This is a genomic window from Spirosoma arboris (assembly GCF_009754945.1).
Lineage (GTDB): Bacteria > Bacteroidota > Bacteroidia > Cytophagales > Spirosomataceae > Spirosoma > Spirosoma arboris.
The window spans coordinates 213421-232234 of the sequence record NZ_WPIN01000012.1; the positions used below are offsets into that span (position 1 = coordinate 213421).

An 18814-nucleotide genomic window follows, 5' to 3' on the forward strand; every position below is an offset into this window, starting at 1 on the left:
CGCTCCCTGCTCCACGCTATTCAGATCGTAGGGAAGTAACTGGATTCATCAAAGCAGCTTTTACACTTTGGAAGCTTACTGTCAGCAGGGCGATTAGTATCGCGAGCAAACCCGCCAGTCCGAAAATCCACCAGGATAATTCTTCTTTGTAGGCAAACCCCTGCAACCATTTATCCATTGCCCACCACGAAATCGGGGTCGCAATGACAATGGCGATGACCACGAGCCTGAGAAATTCGTTGGACAGCAAACCGACAATGCTGGCGACCGATGCCCCTAATACCTTTCGCACTCCGATTTCTTTCGTACGCTGTTCGGCGGTGAAGGAAGCCAGTCCAAACAAGCCTAAACAGGCAATGAAGATGGCAAGAAAGGCGAAGTAGTTGATCAGTGTACCAACAATCTGTTCGCTTTTGTACATACGTTGAAATTCCTGATCAGCAAAGGAATACGTAAATGGAATCTTCGGATTAAGCTGTTTACAGAGCGTTTCCAGGCTCGCCAGTGCCTGTTTGGTCTGGCCGGGTTGGGTGCGTACCATCAGATTACCATAGGTATTATTTTCGCCAAACCACATAATGATAGGCTTGATGGGTTCATGTAAGGATTGAAAGTGGAAATCCTGCACAACACCGATGATTTTGCCGGGCTTTCCCCAGAATGTTAGCGGCTGACCGACTGGCGATCCGGCGGTCCGGTTTTTGTAGCCGATACGCTGCGCAGCCTGTTCGTTAATCACATACCCTCCTGAATCGGTTGAAAACGCACGAGAAAAATAGCGCCCTCCCATTAATTTCATATTCAGCACCTTATCCATATCGTAGCCGACCGAAACCTGTGCAAAACCAACACTAACCGTTGGATCTTTCCCTGGCCAGTCGACCCAGGTTGTATTACTTCCTATATCACCAGGTTGGTAGTCCATTCGGGAAACGCCCTGAATACCCGGCATCCGTTGTAGTTCCTGCTTTAGCGTCGCGTATTTTGGCAATAAATCGCCTTCCATCGGGACATAAATCAGGTTTTCCCGGTCGAAACCCAGATTTTTTGTCTGAATGAAATTGACCTGACGATACACCACAAACGTACCAATAATCAAGAGCATCGAAATCACAAACTGAAATACGACTAACCCTTCCCGAAACCGAGTTGCCCCCGGCCGAATGGTCAATAAGCCCTTTAATACACGTACCGGCTGTAACGACGACAGAAATAAAGCTGGATAACTGCCTGCCACAATACCCGTAATGGCCACAATACAGCCCAGGGCTACCCAAAAGTCTACCTCCGCAAAAGGCATCGCCACTTGTTTGCCACTCAGTTGATTAAAGCTCGGCAATAACAAACCGACCAGTAAAAGTGCCACCAGAACAGCTACGATGGTAAGTAAAAGTGTTTCTCCCAAAAACTGTGTGATCAGCCAGGATCGCTCGGCGCCCACTACTTTGCGGATACCCACTTCTTTGGCCCGCTTAGCCGAGCGGGCTGTACTTAAATTCATGAAGTTGATGCAGGCAATCAACAACATAAACACAGCTACGATGCTTAAGAGACGTACATAGTCGATGCGCCCACCCGAAATTTCTCCGTTCTCCGTTTGGTCGTGCAGGTAGATATCGTTAAACGGTTGAAGAAACAACTCAACATCGAACTGGCTGGCATTTTTTGAATTTATGCCCAGGTAGCTCCGCAGAAAATGTTTGATTTTGGCTTCGAAAGCGGGTACATCCGCGTCGGGGCGGAGTTGAACAAATGTCCACGGACTTGGATTGCCCCATCCGCTGGCCCAGGTATGCTGACGTTTCATAAAATCCTCCCAGGGAAGCAGGAAATCATAGTTTTGCGAGGTGTTCGGAGGCAAATTCTCAAAAACAGCGGTAACCTGATAATCATCCTTATTTTCAATGCGAATGGATTTACCCATAGCCGCCTGAGGGCTGCCAAAATAGGATTCCGCCAATTTCCGGGAGATGGCCAGACCGTTGGGCGATTTCAGCGCAGTCTCAGGAGAGCCGATCAATAAGGGAACACTGAATAACTTGAACCAGTCGGCCCCTACCCAATCGCCCACCTCCTTGTTAATTTTATTGCCTACACTAAATGCCATGTGTGCATGCCGATTCGTATAACCCGTTGCGCGTACGATTTCTGGAAATTTCTTCGGCAGTTCCTGTGCCATAAGTGCCGGTGTCGATGGCATAGCCATTCGTTTACCATCAGATAATTGCCGCCACATAACTCGATACAACTGTGGCCCGTTGGCGTGGTAGCGATCTACACTGAGTTCATCCCGTACCCATAGAAAAATCAGCAGACTACAGGTCAGCCCCAGTGCCAGCCCCAGAATATTAATAAGTGAAAAAGATTTGTTCCGCCAGAAGCTGCGAAGAGCGATTTTGAGATAATTACGTAGCATGTCAGGACTCAGGAAAAAAGGTGATGAGAACTCACTAGATTGTCGTTTAATCATCGAAGGCCGCACATAAGCCAGCACTTCGCGCCAATACCGTCGTCGGGCATTGGTTTCTCCATATTTCGCTGCCCGAAGTGCATACCGTTCATGCAGGTCGCCGAGCACCTCTTCCCGAAGGTGAGGAGCACAGAACCAGTTGAGCAGGCGGTTAGCGAAACGGGGCGGTTTCATGGAGTGAGCTTGGAGCGCGGTGCAGGGGGCGGGGTGCACCGAGCCTGGTTTTGGCCCTGCTCCGTGCTCCTTGCCCCACGCCCACCCTATTCAGATCGTAGAGAGGTAACTGGATTCATGATAGCTGCTTTGATAGACTGGTAGCTAACAACCAGTAGCGTAATCGCGATGATCGAAGTACCCGTTAACAGGTAAATACTGGCCCCGACATCAATACGGTAAGCGAACGTCGACAACCATTTTGTCACGACCCACCCGGCAACCGGAAACGCGATAACCATAGCGATCACGACCAGTTTCAGGAAATCTTTGGATAGCATCACAACGATATTATCAGCGGAAGCACCCACTACTTTCCGAATCCCGATTTCTTTCTGTCGTCGCTGTGCCGTAAACGCCGTTAAGCCAAACAGCCCCAGGCAGGAGATGACAATAGCCAATCCAGCAAAGTAGCGGGATAGAACTGCCACTCGCTGTTCCGAGGCATACAAGGTCTGGTAATCCTGATCCACAAACTTGTAATCGAAGGGAAGTCCTTGATTGTAGCGTTTATAAAGTTGCTCAATCTGACTCAGAACGGCCTTTTCTTTTCCCGCTTTAATTTTTACGAGGATATTACTGGCATGAGGCTCAAAGCTTAAAAAGAAAGGTGCTACTTTTTTATACAGTGACTCAAAATTAAAGTCTTTAATGATGCCAACAATTTGCTTTTTAGCTCCCCACATCGTCACCGTTTTACCAATCGGATTTTTAAGTCCCATAGCGGCAATAGCGGCTTCGTTAAAGATTACTTTTGAACTGTCGGAACCAAAATTCCTTGAAAAAGAACGCCCTTTTGTTACATTAAGATTTAACGTTTCGACAAGGTCATAATCTACGTACAAACCGCTAAATTCAACCCGTTCTGTTTTACCTTCCCAATCAATGCCTCCGCCCCCACTATGGCTACCAATTAAATCGCCACTCATGCTTGAGGCATTTACGACGTCAGGAATCGCTTTTACTTCGGCAAGAAAAGCTTGCTGGTGGTCTTTGATTTTTCCTTCATTCGAGAAATGAATAATATTCTCCTTGTTATAACCTAAGTTTTTGGTCTGAACAAATTCCATCTGTTTGTAAATAACCAAAACGCCAACAATAAACAGGACTGACAAGGCAAATTGAAATACGACCAGTCCTTTGCGTATCCACAACTGACTTAACGACGTTTGCAATTTGCCTTTCAGTACGGTCACAGGTTTGAAACCCGACAAATAAAAGGCAGGATAACTCCCCGCTAGAAGCCCCGTAATGAGCGTGATTATGAGAATGATAAGTCCAGGCTTAGGGTCAAAACTAAGGCTGAGTTGCTTTCCGGTGACGTCGTTGAATACGGGAAGGGCAAGAGAAACAAGCAGGAGTGCGACCAATAAGGACAAAAAACTCATCAAGGTAGACTCACCCAAATACTGAAAAACAAGCGTTGATCGGGTGGCTCCAACTACTTTTTTAACGCCCACTTCTTTCATTCGTTTCGACGCTTTTGCCGTCGACAAATTCATAAAATTGATGCAGGCAATAATCAATATGAATAGCGCTATCACGGAAAACAGTTTGACGTATTCAATTCGTCCACCGGTGGGCACGCCGTTTACATAGACATTGTGCAGGTACTTATCAGAGTATCGTTGTAGAAATAGTCGACCAATCCAGTGCAGGTTTTTTGTGCCGTTTGCCGCTTTGAATTTATCCCTAACAAACTCCTTGATTTTTGCATTGAATTTATCGGCATCAACACCTTCTTTTAGGGTAATATACACGGTGATTCGATTGCTATCCCAGTTGCTATCCATCGTGCTTTTTGCGAGATATAACTCGTTTGTCAGGAGTATATCAAACGTTTCGGATGAGTTATGCTGGGGTTTCTCAAATACACCAGCAATTTTATAATTGCCCGTATATTTTCCTTCATTCCAGTGAATGAGTTTATTGATTGCGTTTTCGGTGCTACCGAATAAGTTGGCAGCTAGTTCATCAGAAATTACGATCGAATTTTCATCCCGAAGAACCTGATTTTTATTCCCCCGAATGAGGGAATACGAGAAGACATTGAAAAAGTCAGCCCCCGCAAACTTGCTCACCGCTTTCACATGTTTATCGTCAACCGATACGATTCCATCAGATAACCCATCGGAGGTGGGGACGATGTGTTCTATTTCCGGCATCTCGGCAGCCAGCGCTGGCACAAGGAGGTCAGAATTATTTTCATACGTTTGAATGTCGTTTGGCCCCTCTTCCAGGTTCCTCATGATCTGATATAATCGACGATCATTCGCGTGAAATTTGTCAATCGTTAATTCGTCGTTCACCCACAGGTAAATCATGACGATACACGCTAAACCCAGCGAAAGGCCAATTAAATTGAGAAACGTAAACAGGCGATCCTGCAGGAGATTTCGCCAGGCGATTTTGAGATAATTACGTAGCATATCAGGACTTAGGAAAAATGGGTTTGGAAACTCAGATGGTTGTCGTTTAATAATCGAAGGCCGTACATAGGCCAGCACCTCGCGCCAATACCGCCGTTGGGCATTAGCTTCTCCATACTTCGCTGCCCGAAGTGCATAGCGTTCATGCAGGTCACCTAGCACCTCTTCCCGAAGATGAGGAGCACAGAACCAGTTGAGCAGGCGATCAGCTATATACGGCGGTTTCATAATGTAGTACCGACCGTCTCGGTCGGCTGTTAATACTTTTTATCAACCCGACCGGGACGGTCGGTACTACAATTACTCGCTTCGCAAGCTTTTTACAGGATTTACCAGAGCCGCTTTAATACTCTGAAAACTCACAGTTAGCAAGGTGATTACCAGCGCTCCTGCGCCTGATACGGCAAAAATCCACCAGGACAATTCCGTTCGGTACGTATACTTCTGGAGCCAGCCCGATAGAAAATACCAGGCAATGGGCGTAGCGATGCCAAACGCAATGATGACCAGCACCACAAAATCTTTAGAGAGCAATCCCCACAGATTCAACACCGATGCGCCCAGCACTTTGCGAACGCCAATCTCTTTGGTACGTTGCTCAGCTACGTAAGAAGCCAATCCAAACAGACCCAGACAGCTAATGAAGATGGCCAGGATGGCGAAGAAACTAGCTAGTTTGCCAATACGCTCTTCGGCGGCAAATTTCAAGTTATACTCCTGGTCAGCAAATTGGTACTCGAAGGGCGCCGATGGAATGAGCTTTTTGAAAACCGCTTCAATTTTTGGCAAGGCTTCGCTGGCACTTGTGTTCGGGTTGATTTTAATATGTATCCAGTTGGTGCCTCCATGTGCCCGGATCATAAAGATGGTTGGGAAGATCGGCTCGTAGGGCGACTCCATAACCATATCTTTAATGACGCCTAAAATTTTGTAATTCATAAGCGGCATTTCCTGAAATTTCCAACTCACCGCTTCACCAACCGGACTCTTTAAGCCCATGTATTTGGCAGCCGCTTCGTTGATCACCATTCCTGACGAGTCGGACGTAAAGTCTCTCGAAAAATCGCGACCTTTTACAAATTGCCAGCCTACGGTTTTCCCATACTCGGGCGTTACGACTAACGTGCCGAAACTATCGGTTAGCGATGGACTTTTGCCTTTCCAGCTAAAGCCCCCGTTTCCTGACCATACTTCGGTTACCCGCCCCATCGACTCCGCCATTTCCGATACGACACCGGTCTGCTTCAGCTCATTTCGAAGGATTTCGTGTTTTCCATAAAAATCATCCGATTTCATCGAGACCAGGAGTAGCCCATCACGTGTATACCCGACCGGGCGATTCTTCGCATACTGAATCTGACGATAGATAATAATGGTGCCGATAATAAGGGTTACGGAAACCGTGAATTGCAGGACCACCAGCACCTTACGGGGTACAGCCGCAAATCGCCCGACTCTAAACGTGCCTTTCAATACTTTTACAGGTTGAAAAGAAGACAGATAAAGTGCGGGATAACTACCTGCCAGAAGCCCCGTTAGACCGATAAAGCCCAGACTCACCAACCAGAACCAAAGATTACTCCAGGGAATGACCATTTGCTTGGCAGCCAGCTCATTAAACCAGGACAAAGAACTTACTGTCAGAAGGATGGCCAGTAAAAAGGCGACAATAACAACCAGAAAAGACTCACTATAAAATTGATTGATCAACTGACTACGTATCGAACCTACCGCTTTTCGAATCCCAACTTCCTTTGCCCGTTTTTCGGAGCGGGCTGTACTTAAATTAATGAAGTTGATGCAGGCCAGCAGTAGAACGAATGCGCCAATAATTCCAATTAACCAGACCTGTTGAAGCGGTGCGGTATCAATTACCCCTCGCTTATAATTATGCAGATGCCAGTCCCGCATCGGAAGCAAAAAGACCTCCGGCTTACGCTTGATTTCTTCTTTAAAGTTCGCCAGATTTTTTATTTCGGCATCTTTTATCGCGGCAGAGACTGTCTCAACATCCGTGTCTGGATTGATTTCTGCGTAGATTTTCAAAAAATGATTCGCCCAATCATTCATGGCGCGCTCCTGAATCCAGGGATTATCTGAAACCCATAACTCAAACGGTGCGATGAACTTAAGATCGTGAAAATGAGTGTTCTGCGGCAAATCTTCATAGACCCCCGTCACTTTGACGTCTAGCTTGTTGTTGATTTTCATCAACCGATTGATGGGGTCAGCGTCGCCAAACAGCGCGTTGGCCGTTGCTGCCGACAGCATAATTGCATGGGGATCGGTCAGCCCCGACCGGCTTCCATGAAGCATCTTCAAGGTCAGCATTTCGGGTGCATCGGCATCCATAAACAACCCCTTCCTCGACACCTTCTTATCACCAGCCGACAGGACATTATCAATGTCCCATGAGGCCATCACAATGTGTTTGAAATAGGCCTTATAGTTCTTTTTAAGCTCAGTACCCAACGGAAACTGCACAGATGAATTCACGCCAACGCCCTGTTCGCCATACTCAAATGAGCGTACCTGAGCAATCCGGTCGTAATGTTTATGGTAGGTATTAAAGGATAGTTCATCATAAATCCAGAGGCCAATGAGCATTGCTACAGCCATGCCGGTTGCCAGTCCGCCAATGTTGATGAGTGAATAGGCCTTATGCCTGGCCAGATTCCGAAAAGCGATTTTCAAATAATTACGTAGCATGTCTGTATTTGTTGGTTTAGGAAACTCAGATGATTGTCGTTTAATAATTGAGGGTCGCACATAGGCCAGCACTTCACGCCAGTAGCGCCGTCGGGCTCTAGCTTCTCCCCACTGCTGCGCCCAGAGTGCATAGCGTTCGTGCAAGTCACCGAGCACCTCTTCCCGAAGGTGAGGAGCGCAGAACCAGCTCAGCAGACGGTCAGCGAAGCGGGGCGGGGTCATAGTGAAGAATGTAGTGTTAGAGTGAAGAATAAATAATCAACGTCCAATCATTTTTAAAATCTATTTATCACTCTACATTCTTCATTCCGAACGAAGTGATTTAACGGGGTTCATCAAAGCCGCTTTCATACTCTGGAAACTCACCGTCAGCAACGTCAATAGTAGCGCACCAGAGCCCGACAAGGCAAAAATCCACCACGAAATCTCGGTTCGGTACTCGTATTTCTGAAGCCAGTTGGTAAGGAAATAATAAGCGATAGGTGTGGCGATACCAAAGCCAATACCGACCAGAACCACAAAATCTTTCGAAAGCAATCCCCACAGATTCAGTACAGACGCGCCCAGTACTTTCCGAACACCAATTTCCTTCGTGCGCTGCTCGGCCACATACGACGCCAACCCAAACAGGCCCAGACAGCTAATCAAAATGGCCAGAACAGCAAAGAACGAAGTCAGTTTTCCAATACGTTCTTCCGTACGAAACTTGGCGGCATATTCATCATCAGCAAATTTGTATTCGAAGGGTGCCGACGGAATGAGCTTTTTAAAGACTGCTTCGATTTTGGGCAACGCATCGCTGGTGCTTATGGCCGGGTTAAGTCTGATATTGATCCAGTTAGGATTCCCAAATAAACAAAAGACGGTGGGTTTGATCGGCTGAAATGGCGACTCCATGACCATGTCTTTTACTACCCCTATTATTCGAAACGGCTTTTCTATATTGTTCGTCATCCATTGGCTTTTCCAGTGAATCGTTTCGCCAACCGGCTTCTGCAAACCCATCAATTTGGCAGCCGTTTCATTAATGACAAAGCCACTGGAATCTGAAGCAAATTCTTTCGAAAAATTGCGCCCCGCTACAAACTGCCAGCCTACGGCCTGGGCGTATTCGGGCGTAATCGATAAAGTAGCAAATTGGTCGGTCGACGCTGTCGTCAGACCTTTCCATCGGAAGCCCTCATTTGTCGACCAGACCCCTGTAATTGGACTTTGTGATTCGGCCACGTTGGTTACAGCACCCGTATTTTTCAATTCGGTACGTAACAAATCGGTTTTTCCGTTAAAATCGTCCGACTGCATGGGTACCATCAACAAGCCAGCCCGCGAGTACCCAATCGGGCGATTTTTGGCAAATTGAACCTGACGGTAAACGACGAGCGTGTAGATAATCAGCGAAATAGAAACGGTAAACTGCATTATGACTAACACCTGACGGGGCAGGGAGGCAAAGCGTCCCATCTGCACTCTCGCTAACCCGGCCCCTTTCAATACCTTGACTGGCTGGAAGGATGTTAAATACAAAGCCGGGTAACTACCTGCCAGCAAACCAGTCAGTAACATGAACCCGAGACAAGACAGCCAGAAAAGCCCATTTCCCCAAAGGATCGTCATTTGCTTGGCAGCCAAATCGTTGAACCAGGGCAAAGTCATTGTTACAAGTAGGATTGCCAGCGTAAAAGCCAGCAATACGACCAGAAAAGATTCGCTAAAAAACTGGCCAATCAGTTGAATTCGAAGCGAACCAATCGCCTTTCGAATCCCTACTTCCCGGGCCCGTTGTTCGGAACGGGCAGTGGACAGATTCATGAAATTGATGCAGGCCAGCAACAACACAAAAAAGCCAATTAAGCCAACTATCCAGACGTATTGAATAGGCCCATCGCTAATAACCCCGTTTTTAAAATCGGAATACAAATGCCAGTTACGCATGGGATTCAGCCACATTTGCGGGTTCGTTGCAGCTTCTTCCTTCATGCTCTCCAGGCGCCTGATCACATTCAGTTCCGAATCTTTTATGCTGGCCGTGACCTTGTCGAAATCAGTATTGGGCTGAATTTCTACATAAATAAAGAGCGCATGGTTGTCCCATTTTTTCTGGCTCATATAGGCATTCGTCGCCACGAAATAATCCCAGGATGCCAGAAACTGAGTGTCCTGTAGTTGCGTATTCTGCGGTAAATCTTCGTAAACTCCGGTCACACGTACATCCTTATCGGTACTGATCTTCACCTGTTTACCCATTGGATCGGTATCGCCAAACAACGCGCTAGCCGTGGACGCCGACAGCAAGATGGATTGTTGATCCTGTAAGCCTGCCCAAGTTCCTTTGAGCATGTGAAGCGTAAATAGTTCAGGCGCTTCGGCCCCAATAAATCGTCCTTTTTTTGAGAGCTTCTTTTCGCCAGAAGAAAGGATATGATCACCTGTGTGCGTAGATGTTACAATATGCTTAAAGTGACGTTTGTAGTTTGTCGTCAATTCATGAATGAATGGATAGGGTAATGATTGAGACGTCTTTGTCTCGTCATGCACAACCTGATTTTGCATGATCTGTGCAATCCGGTCGTAGTTTTTATGGTACGTGTTAAACGACAGTTCGTCATACACCCACAAGCCAATGAGCATCGCTACAGCCATGCCCACAGCCAGCCCGCCAATGTTGATAAAGGAATACCCTTTGTTCTTGACAAGAGTCCGAAAAGCGATTTTCAAGTAATTTCGTAACATATCAGTAGTTGTTGGGTTTGGGTAGGCTGAAGGTTGTCGTTTGATAATGGAAGGCCGCACATAGGCCAGCACTTCGCGCCAGTAACGCCATCGAGCATTAGCTTCTCCCCGCTGTTGCGCCCATAGTGCATAGCGTTCGTGCAGGTCGCCGAGCACCTCTTCCCGAAGGTGAGGAGCGCAGAACCAGTTCAGCAGACGGTCAGCTATATACGGTGGTTTCATAAGGTGCAAGATGCCTGGGGCAGGACAAGAAGTGCCGTGCTATTCAGAACGTAACGCAGTAACTGGATTCATTAAAGCAGCCTTTACAGATCGGTAGCCTACGGTTAAAATGGCAATGATGAATGTGACTGAAATCGCTAAAAGAAAGATTCCCGCGCTGAGCTTGATCCGATACTGAAAATCCTCCAGATAGCGATTCATAGCCCACCATCCAAGCGGGGCCGCTATGGCAAACGCAAACACGAGTAACTGGGTGAACTCTTTTCCAAATAGCCATATAATTTGGCCGGAATTGGCTCCCAATGTTTTTCTGACGCCAATTTCTTTGATCTTTTGAGTCGCCATGAAGGAGATCAATCCGTACAACCCCAGACAACTAATGAAGATAGCAATGCCCGCAAAAAGCTCAATGAGTTGCAGGATCAGCTTGTCGGTTTCATAGAACCGGGCAATCTGATCGTCAAGAAACTGGTAAGAATAGACGTTGGCGGGATACATCTCACTCCAGATCTTTTCGATCGAAGCCAGGGTATTCGGCAGGTCTTTGGGATTGACTTTGATGGCGCAATTGACATAATTACTAACACTGGTTGTCAGGCAGACAGCATCAATAGATCGGCGGAATGACTTATTGTGAAAGTCTTTTAACACGCCCACAATAGTCCCTGTTTGTCCGTTGATGCTCGCAGTTTTACCCAGTATTTGCCGGGGATTTCGAATTCCTAATTTTTTTACGGCCGTTTCGTTCAACAAATACTCCCGCGTGGTATCTGACGGGTACAGATTTCGGCCTGCTATTAGTGTCAGGCCAAACGTGGCTACATAATTGGGATCGCCCGCCTTATAGTAAATCGTAAACTTTTCGGGTTCCGGGCGCGAATCATACTGGATTCCCGTATCAAAATTATTTTCTGGAGAGGCCGGAGCCGCATTGCAGAAGGCGGCTTTTTTCACGCCTGCAACCTGCGATAAACGAGCGCTCAACGTGCTAACCTGCGCCGACGAATGCTCTGGCACAGGTAGCATAACGATGGCATCTTTATTGAACCCCATATCGGCCTGACTGTTATAGCGCATTTGGCTCATAACCACAATGGTACCAATAATGAGCGTCTGTGAGATGGCAAACTGCGTAACAACGAGTACGCGTCGCACCGAAAAACCACCGGCCTGTTTAACCGACAGCTTCCCTTTGAGCGCCAGAATAGGCTGAAAACCACTGATAATCAATCCTGGATAGGAACCGGAGATAAACGTAACCAGGACGACTAAAGCCGGCAAAAACGTAAGTAACCGGTAATCACTCAACAGATTGAGCGTGAGCCGGGTTTGCACTAATTGATTCAGGTAAGGTAAAGCCAGATAAGCTACCCCTAAAGCAATCACAGCAGCGATACTGGCAATGAGGGCTGTTTCTGTAATAAACTGCCTGAAGAGTTGTATCCGTAAACTCCCCAGCACTTTGCGAACGCCAATTTCTTTTGAGCGGCTTACCGCCTGCGCGGTTGCTAAGTTTATGAAGTTAATACAAGCCGTAACGAGCAGAAAAAGCCCAATTAATGACAGCGTCAGAAGCTGATTTTTGGTAATAAAGCCCCCCAATTTAGGATTGACATGAATATCGGCCAGTGGTTGTAGTTTAAATCGAAAATTGCCGGCTTCCTTCGCGCTATAGTATTTTTTGTTGAGACTCGTCAGTGCTTTCTCTACGTTCGCTGCCGACTCTCCTGCTTTTAATTTCAGGAAACAATTCATTCCTCCGTAAATACCCCCCCAGGTATCCAGCCAGGGATTGGTTTCCTTAAGGGTTACATACGACAAATAAATTTCCTCCCGACGATCCGTATTGACGGGTAAGTTTTTTAGTATTCCCGTAATCCGGAAATTGGTTTTGTTATCCAGTCGAATAAGTTGGCCGATGGGCTCCTGCCGGCCAAAATATTTAGTAGCCAGATTCTGTGTAATCACCGCCGTATTCGGTTCTTTAAGCAGGTTCTTTTTGGAGCCCGCTACCAGCGAAAAATCCATTAGCTCTAGAAAAGCAGCCTCGGCATACGCTACGCCATGAGCTTCCTGAAACTTTTTATTCTCTTTCGATGCAGGCAGCGAGATCAGACCACCAAAGCCAACAACGCGGGCAACTTTATCGAAAAAGGGGTAATCCTGTTGCAAAGCTTGTCCCAAAGGCGCCGGAACAGAGCCAATCTGATTGTCCTGGTCTTTAGGCATTTCGGCAATGACACGATATAGTCGATCGGCATCTGGTTGAAACGTATCAAAACTCAGATGGTAATTCACGAACATAAAGATGAGTATGCCACAACTCATGCCGAGCGCAAGACCTAGTATATTAATGAGCGAATACGATTTTTGGCGCATCAACGTACGCTGGGCAACAGTGAAATAATTCCGTAGCATAGCTGTATTTGTTGGTTTAGGATATAAATCAGGTTGTCGTTTCATCATTGAGGGCCGCACATACGCCAGCACTTCGCGCCAGTAGCGTCGTCGGGCTCTAGCTTCTCCCCGCTGCTGCGCCCATAATGCATACCGTTCATGCAAGTCACCGAGCACCTCTTCCCGAAGGTGAGGAGCACAGAACCAGCTCAGCAGACGGTCAGCTATATACGGCGGCTTCATAGCGGGGGTAGGGCTATTCCGATCGTAAGGATTTAACTGGGTTCATTAAAGCTGCTTTCACACTCTGGAAACTTACGGTTAGTAAGGCAATACCGACAGCCAGCAGGCCCGCCAGACCGAGCATCCACCATTCCACATCAATCCTGTAGGCAAAATCCTGCAGCCATTGATTCATGGCATACCAGGCAAGAGGACAGGCAATAAGAATCGCTAGTACTACCAGTTTCACAAAATCTTTAATGAGCAATTGTGTAATGCCCGGTACAGAGGCTCCCATAACTTTTCGAATGCCAATCTCTTTTGTGCGTCGCTCAATTACAAAGGCAGACAGCGCAAACAATCCCAGGCTGGCAATGACAACAGCTAACAGGGCAAATACAGAAAACAGCTGTTGTGTGCGTTGCTCACTGGCATAAAAGGTCGCGAATCGATCATCAAGAAAATGATATTCAAGCGGACCATTTGGACTAAAGGCATCCCATTGATTTTTTAAGTCGTCAAGAAAACCAGCGACATCAGTGGTTTTAATTTTTATAACGATGCCTCCAAAATTATTGCCCATCAGCATCATGAGTGGGGCAACCTTTTGTTTTACAGAAACGTAGTTAAAATCCTTAACGACACCTATAACTTTATATTCATGCTGACCCGATCTAACAATTGATTTGCCCACAGGATTTGTCCCACTCCACCCTAATTCGCTAACGGCAGACTCATTAAGAATTACCCCAGAAATAGAATCAGTTGGAAAATCTCTGGAGAAATTCCGTCCCTGTAGCATCTGTATTCCCAACGTTCGTAGGTAAGCATAATCTACATGAAAAATATTCATATGGATTTCGGTTCCATTCGAGGTTTCATTTTTAGGATATACCTGCGTTCCATCCATCATTTCGCCACCCGGAAAATATCTTGAATTAGTGGCTGTCAGCACACGGCTATTTTGCAAAAGCTGATCCTTAAAAGCAAGTTGATTATTGCCCAACAAACGTGTGTCGGGCAGGGCTATAACCTGATCTTTATCGTATCCCAGCTTTTTAGTCTGCATGTATTGCAGTTGCTTATACACAACAATCGTAGCAATAATTAAAATAGTAGAGATAGAAAACTGGAATACGATTAAACCATTATGTAATGGTTTCTTTTGAGGGCTTTTTGTAAACAGTGATCCTTTTAATGTTTTAATAATCGTAAAAGAGGACAAGAAAAAAGCGGGATAAATACCAGCTACTATTCCAGATAAGAAACTGACCACAAACACGGTAAGTACAGATTGATACTTCAGAAAAAAGGCGAAGCTGATCGTCCTGTCTGCAATCTGATTAAAATAAGGTAAGAATAAGAGAGTGAGGATATAAGCGAATAGCATCGAGAAAAAAGTGAGCAATACCGACTCCGTAAGGAACTGAACGATCAATTGATTTTTTATTGATCCCATTACTTTACGAACCCCTACTTCTCTTGCGCGCTTTACTGCCTGGGCAGTAGAAAGATTAGTAAAATTAACGCAGGCTAACAGCAGGATAAACAGCGCTAAGATTGAGAAAATATAAACGTATTTTATGTCACCATTAGGTTCCAATTCATATTTGCTATTTGAATACAGATGAATATCTGTAAGCGGTTGCAATAGAAAACGAAAGGTATCTACTGATTTCTGGGCTTCGGCCAAACTTACTCCCATATCGCGCTGCACTTCTGGAACTACATATTTTGCTACGAGTTGTGGAAATTTTGCTTCCAGCTTTTTAGGGTCAGCTTTATCATTTAATTCCAGATACGTATAAAAACCAATGTTGCTCCAGGTTGGATTCGTGATATGGCGCGTTGATAAACTCAAAAATGCATCATAATGAAAATGTGAATTATCGGGTACTTTTTCGATTATACCCGTCACTTTATACGCTGTTCGCTGAGTGCCAATCGCTACTGATTTTCCGATCGGATCTTCAGTACCAAAATATTTTTCAGCAAATGCTTTTGAGAGAACAATACTGTTGGGGGCCAAAAGAGCATCTGTGGCATTGCCTTCAATGAGCGGAATAGAAAATAGTTGTAGGAAATTTGGGTCCGCAAAAGCGATATGTGCTTCTTTAAATTGCTTCTCTTTATATTGGACATAATCACTGACAGGTAAAAGTCGTACAGATGCTTTCACTTCGGGAAACGCATTTTTAATTCCTTCCCCAACTCCTGTATCTACATTCGGATAAACAGCAACATCGCCATTCCCAATAAGGGATACATTTAATCGATATATATTTTTGGCATTCGCAGGATACGTATCATAACTCAGTTCAGTATAAACAAACACCGAAATCAGCATAAAGCTGGCAAGGCCGATAGCCAATCCGAAAATGTTTATAAACGAAAACGTTTTATTAGTGCGCAGGTTACGCCAGGCAATTTTGAAATAATTTCGTAGCATATCAGTAAGTATTGGAGTAGAATACATTTCAACCGTTGGTTGTCGTCTAATCATCGAAGGCCGCATATAAACCAGCACCTCCCGCCAGTAACGTCGTCGGGCTTTGGCTTCACCCCACTGCTGTTCCCAGAGTGCAAATCGCTCATGCAAATCGCCCAGCACTTCCTCACGCAAATGAGGAGCGCAGAACCAGTTGAGCAGGCGATCAGCTAAAAAAGGCGGCTTCATAATGTAGTACCGACCGTCCCGGTCGGGCGTAATACTAGGTCTATTCACCCGACCGGGACGGTCGGCGTTACAATTATTCCGACCGTAAGGATTTCACCGGATTCATCAACGCTGCTTTCACACTCTGGAAGCTCACCGTCAGCAGCGCAATCACGATGGCTAGCAAACCCGCCAGAGCAAAAATCCACCAGGATAGTTCTTCTTTATAGGCGAACCCCTGCAACCATTTAGTCATGGCATACCAAGCTAATGGTGAGGCAATTACAATGGCCACCACGACTAGTTTCAGGAAATCATTGGACAGTAAACCGACAATACTGAATACCGACGCGCCTAACACCTTCCGCACACCAATCTCTTTGGTACGCTGTTCGGCCGTAAACGAAGCCAGTCCGAACAAGCCCAGACAGGCAATGAAAATGGCCAGAAAGGCGAAGTAATTGACCAGTTCGCCAACAACCTGCTCACTTTTATACATGTTCTGATATTCCTGATCGGCAAAGAAGTACGTAAAGGGAGATGTTGGATTAAGTTGCTTGCAAATCGCTTCCAGACTTGCCAGTGCCTCTTTCGTCTGACCGGGTTGGGTACGTATCAGGAGATTCCCATACAGATCCGTTTCATTCAACCGGATAATCAACGGCTGAATGGGGTCATGTAACGATTGAAAGTGAAAGTCCTGGACAACGCCGATGATTGTACCCTGCTTTCCCCAGAACGTTAGCGATTGTCCAATAGGATTTTTATAGCCAATTCGACGGGCTGCCTGTTCATTAATAATGTATGCGGCCGAATCGGTAGCATAGGCCCGTGAGAAATCACGACCAGCCAATAGCCTGGTCTTCAAGACCTTCTCCATATCATACCCAACACCTGTGTGGGAAAATTGAATTTTGATAGTCGGATCTTTCCCAGTCCAGTCTGCGTCCCCCGTGCTTTGTGCAATGAAGGTAGGTTTCATATCCATGTGGCTAATCGATTGAATCCCCGGCATAGTCATCAGCTCTTGCTTTAGTACCGTGTATTTCTTCGACAATCCACCTTCCAGCGGAATATAGATCAGATTCTCCCGATCGAAGCCCAGGTTTGTCGTTTGAATGAAGTTGACCTGACGGTACACGACAAACGTTCCTATGATGAGTAGCATTGAAATTACAAACTGAACCACCACCAGCCCCTGTCGGAAGCGAGTAGCACCCGGTCGAAACTTCAGCGCGCCCTTTAATACCCGAACAGGTTGTAGTGAGGAGAGAAACAAGGCAGGATAGCTACCTGCAAGAATTCCTGTGATGGCGACTATGCCCACTAAGGCCAGCACAAAATTCAGTTCGCCAAACGGCATGGCGATTGCTTTCCCTGTTAGTTCATTAAAGCCAGGGAGCAGCAATGCAATCAATAATAGGGCTACTACGACGGCTATAAACGTCAATAACATAGCTTCGCCAATAAACTGGGCAATCAATCGCGACCGCTCGGCTCCTACCACCTTGCGGATACCCACTTCCTTGGCCCGTTTCGCCGAGCGGGCCGTTGCCAAATTCATGAAGTTGATGCAGGCAATCAGTAGGATAAACACGGCTACGATACTGAACAACCGAACATATCCAATGCGCCCGCCAGCGATTTCGCCGTTTTCGGTTTCCGAATGCAGATAGACATCTTCAAAAGGTTGTATGAACAATTCAATATTATAACTGGCCAGATTTTTAGGATCAATCTCTTTATTATAGCCCCAGAGAAAGTTCTTGATTTTAGCCTGAAAAGCAGCTAGATCTGTATCAGGCCGCAATTGTAGAAACGTTCTGGGTCCCTGATTTCCCCAATCTTTGGCCCAGCCATTGCGCTTCTCGAAATCGACCCAGGGAAGCAGGAAATCATATTGATCATTTGTATTCTGAGGTAGATTCTCAAAAACTGCCGTCACCTGATAAGCTTCATTATGATCAATCTGAATAGCCTTACCGATAGCTGCCTGCGGGCTATCAAAGTAGTTTTCGGCTAATTTCCGGGAAATAGCCAGGCTGTTAGGTGTTTTTAGCGCCGTTTCGGGCGTACCAGCCACTAGCGGTACGCTGAACATCTTGAACCAGTCAGCACCTGCCCAGTTGCCTTTCTCCTTATTCACTTTATTATTGACAGAGAATGTCAAACTGCCCCCCCAAGCGAAACCAGCGGCTCGAACCACTTCCGGAAATTTCTTCGGCAGTTCCATCGAAATCGGCCAGGGCGTACCGGGGCCTGCTGTGCGTTTGCCGTCACTAAACTTCCGCTCCATCAGTCGATACAACTGCGGTCCATTGGCATGGTAACGATCCACGCTGAGTTCATCTCGAACCCACAAGAAAATCAGCAGGCTACAGGTCAGGCCCAACGCCAGACCCAGAATATTAATGGCCGAAAAGGATTTATTCTGCCAGAAATTTCGAAAAGCGATTTTGAAATAGTTACGTAGCATATCGGGGCCTAGTAAAAAATGGATTGAGTATTCATTATCAGTAGGTTGTCGTCTAATCATCGAAGGCCGCACATACGCCAGTACTTCCCGCCAGTAGCGCCATCGTGCACGAGCCTCTCCTACTCGCTCCACGCGCAACGCATAACGTTCGTGCAAATCGCCCAGCACTTCCTCACGCAAATGAGGAGCGCAGAACCAATTGAGCAGGCGATCAGCTAAGCGAGGTGGTTGGTTCATTGCGTGGAGCAAGGGGCGGGGTGCAGGGGCACAGGGCCAGATTTTCCCGGCTC

7 protein-coding genes are annotated in these 18814 nt (G+C 46.4%); all 7 read right to left on the bottom strand.

Annotated elements, in window-relative coordinates; translation table 11 throughout:
* Positions 1 to 16: 16 nt before the first annotated feature.
* Complete coding sequence (locus tag GO755_RS27410) at positions 17 to 2644, bottom strand: ABC transporter permease (RefSeq protein ID WP_227687100.1); 2628 nt, start codon at positions 2642 to 2644, stop codon at positions 17 to 19.
* Positions 2645 to 2730: 86 nt separating this feature from the next.
* A complete protein-coding gene (locus tag GO755_RS27415; RefSeq protein WP_198174949.1) occupies positions 2731 to 5340 on the bottom strand; it encodes an ABC transporter permease in 2610 nt (869 codons plus the stop codon).
* A 72-nt stretch (positions 5341 to 5412) separates the two neighbouring features.
* The gene (locus tag GO755_RS27420) at positions 5413 to 8043 is read right to left on the bottom strand and encodes a permease prefix domain 2-containing transporter (RefSeq protein ID WP_157588504.1); all 2631 of its coding nucleotides are present in this window, start codon (positions 8041 to 8043) and stop codon (positions 5413 to 5415) included.
* Between the two features lie 81 nt (positions 8044 to 8124).
* Positions 8125 to 10773: an ABC transporter permease gene (locus tag GO755_RS27425; RefSeq protein WP_157588505.1), complete on the bottom strand. Its 2649-nt coding sequence runs from the start codon at positions 10771 to 10773 to the stop codon at positions 8125 to 8127.
* Positions 10774 to 10812: 39 nt separating this feature from the next.
* Complete coding sequence (locus GO755_RS27430; protein ID WP_227687101.1) at positions 10813 to 13413, bottom strand: ABC transporter permease; 2601 nt, start codon at positions 13411 to 13413, stop codon at positions 10813 to 10815.
* Positions 13414 to 13426: 13 nt separating this feature from the next.
* On the bottom strand, positions 13427 to 16069 hold the full coding sequence (locus GO755_RS27435; protein ID WP_227687102.1) for an ABC transporter permease: 2643 nt from the start codon (positions 16067 to 16069) through the stop codon (positions 13427 to 13429).
* 73 nt (positions 16070 to 16142) lie between these two features.
* On the bottom strand, positions 16143 to 18761 hold the full coding sequence (locus GO755_RS27440; RefSeq protein ID WP_227687103.1) for an ABC transporter permease: 2619 nt from the start codon (positions 18759 to 18761) through the stop codon (positions 16143 to 16145).
* Positions 18762 to 18814 lie beyond the last annotated feature (53 nt).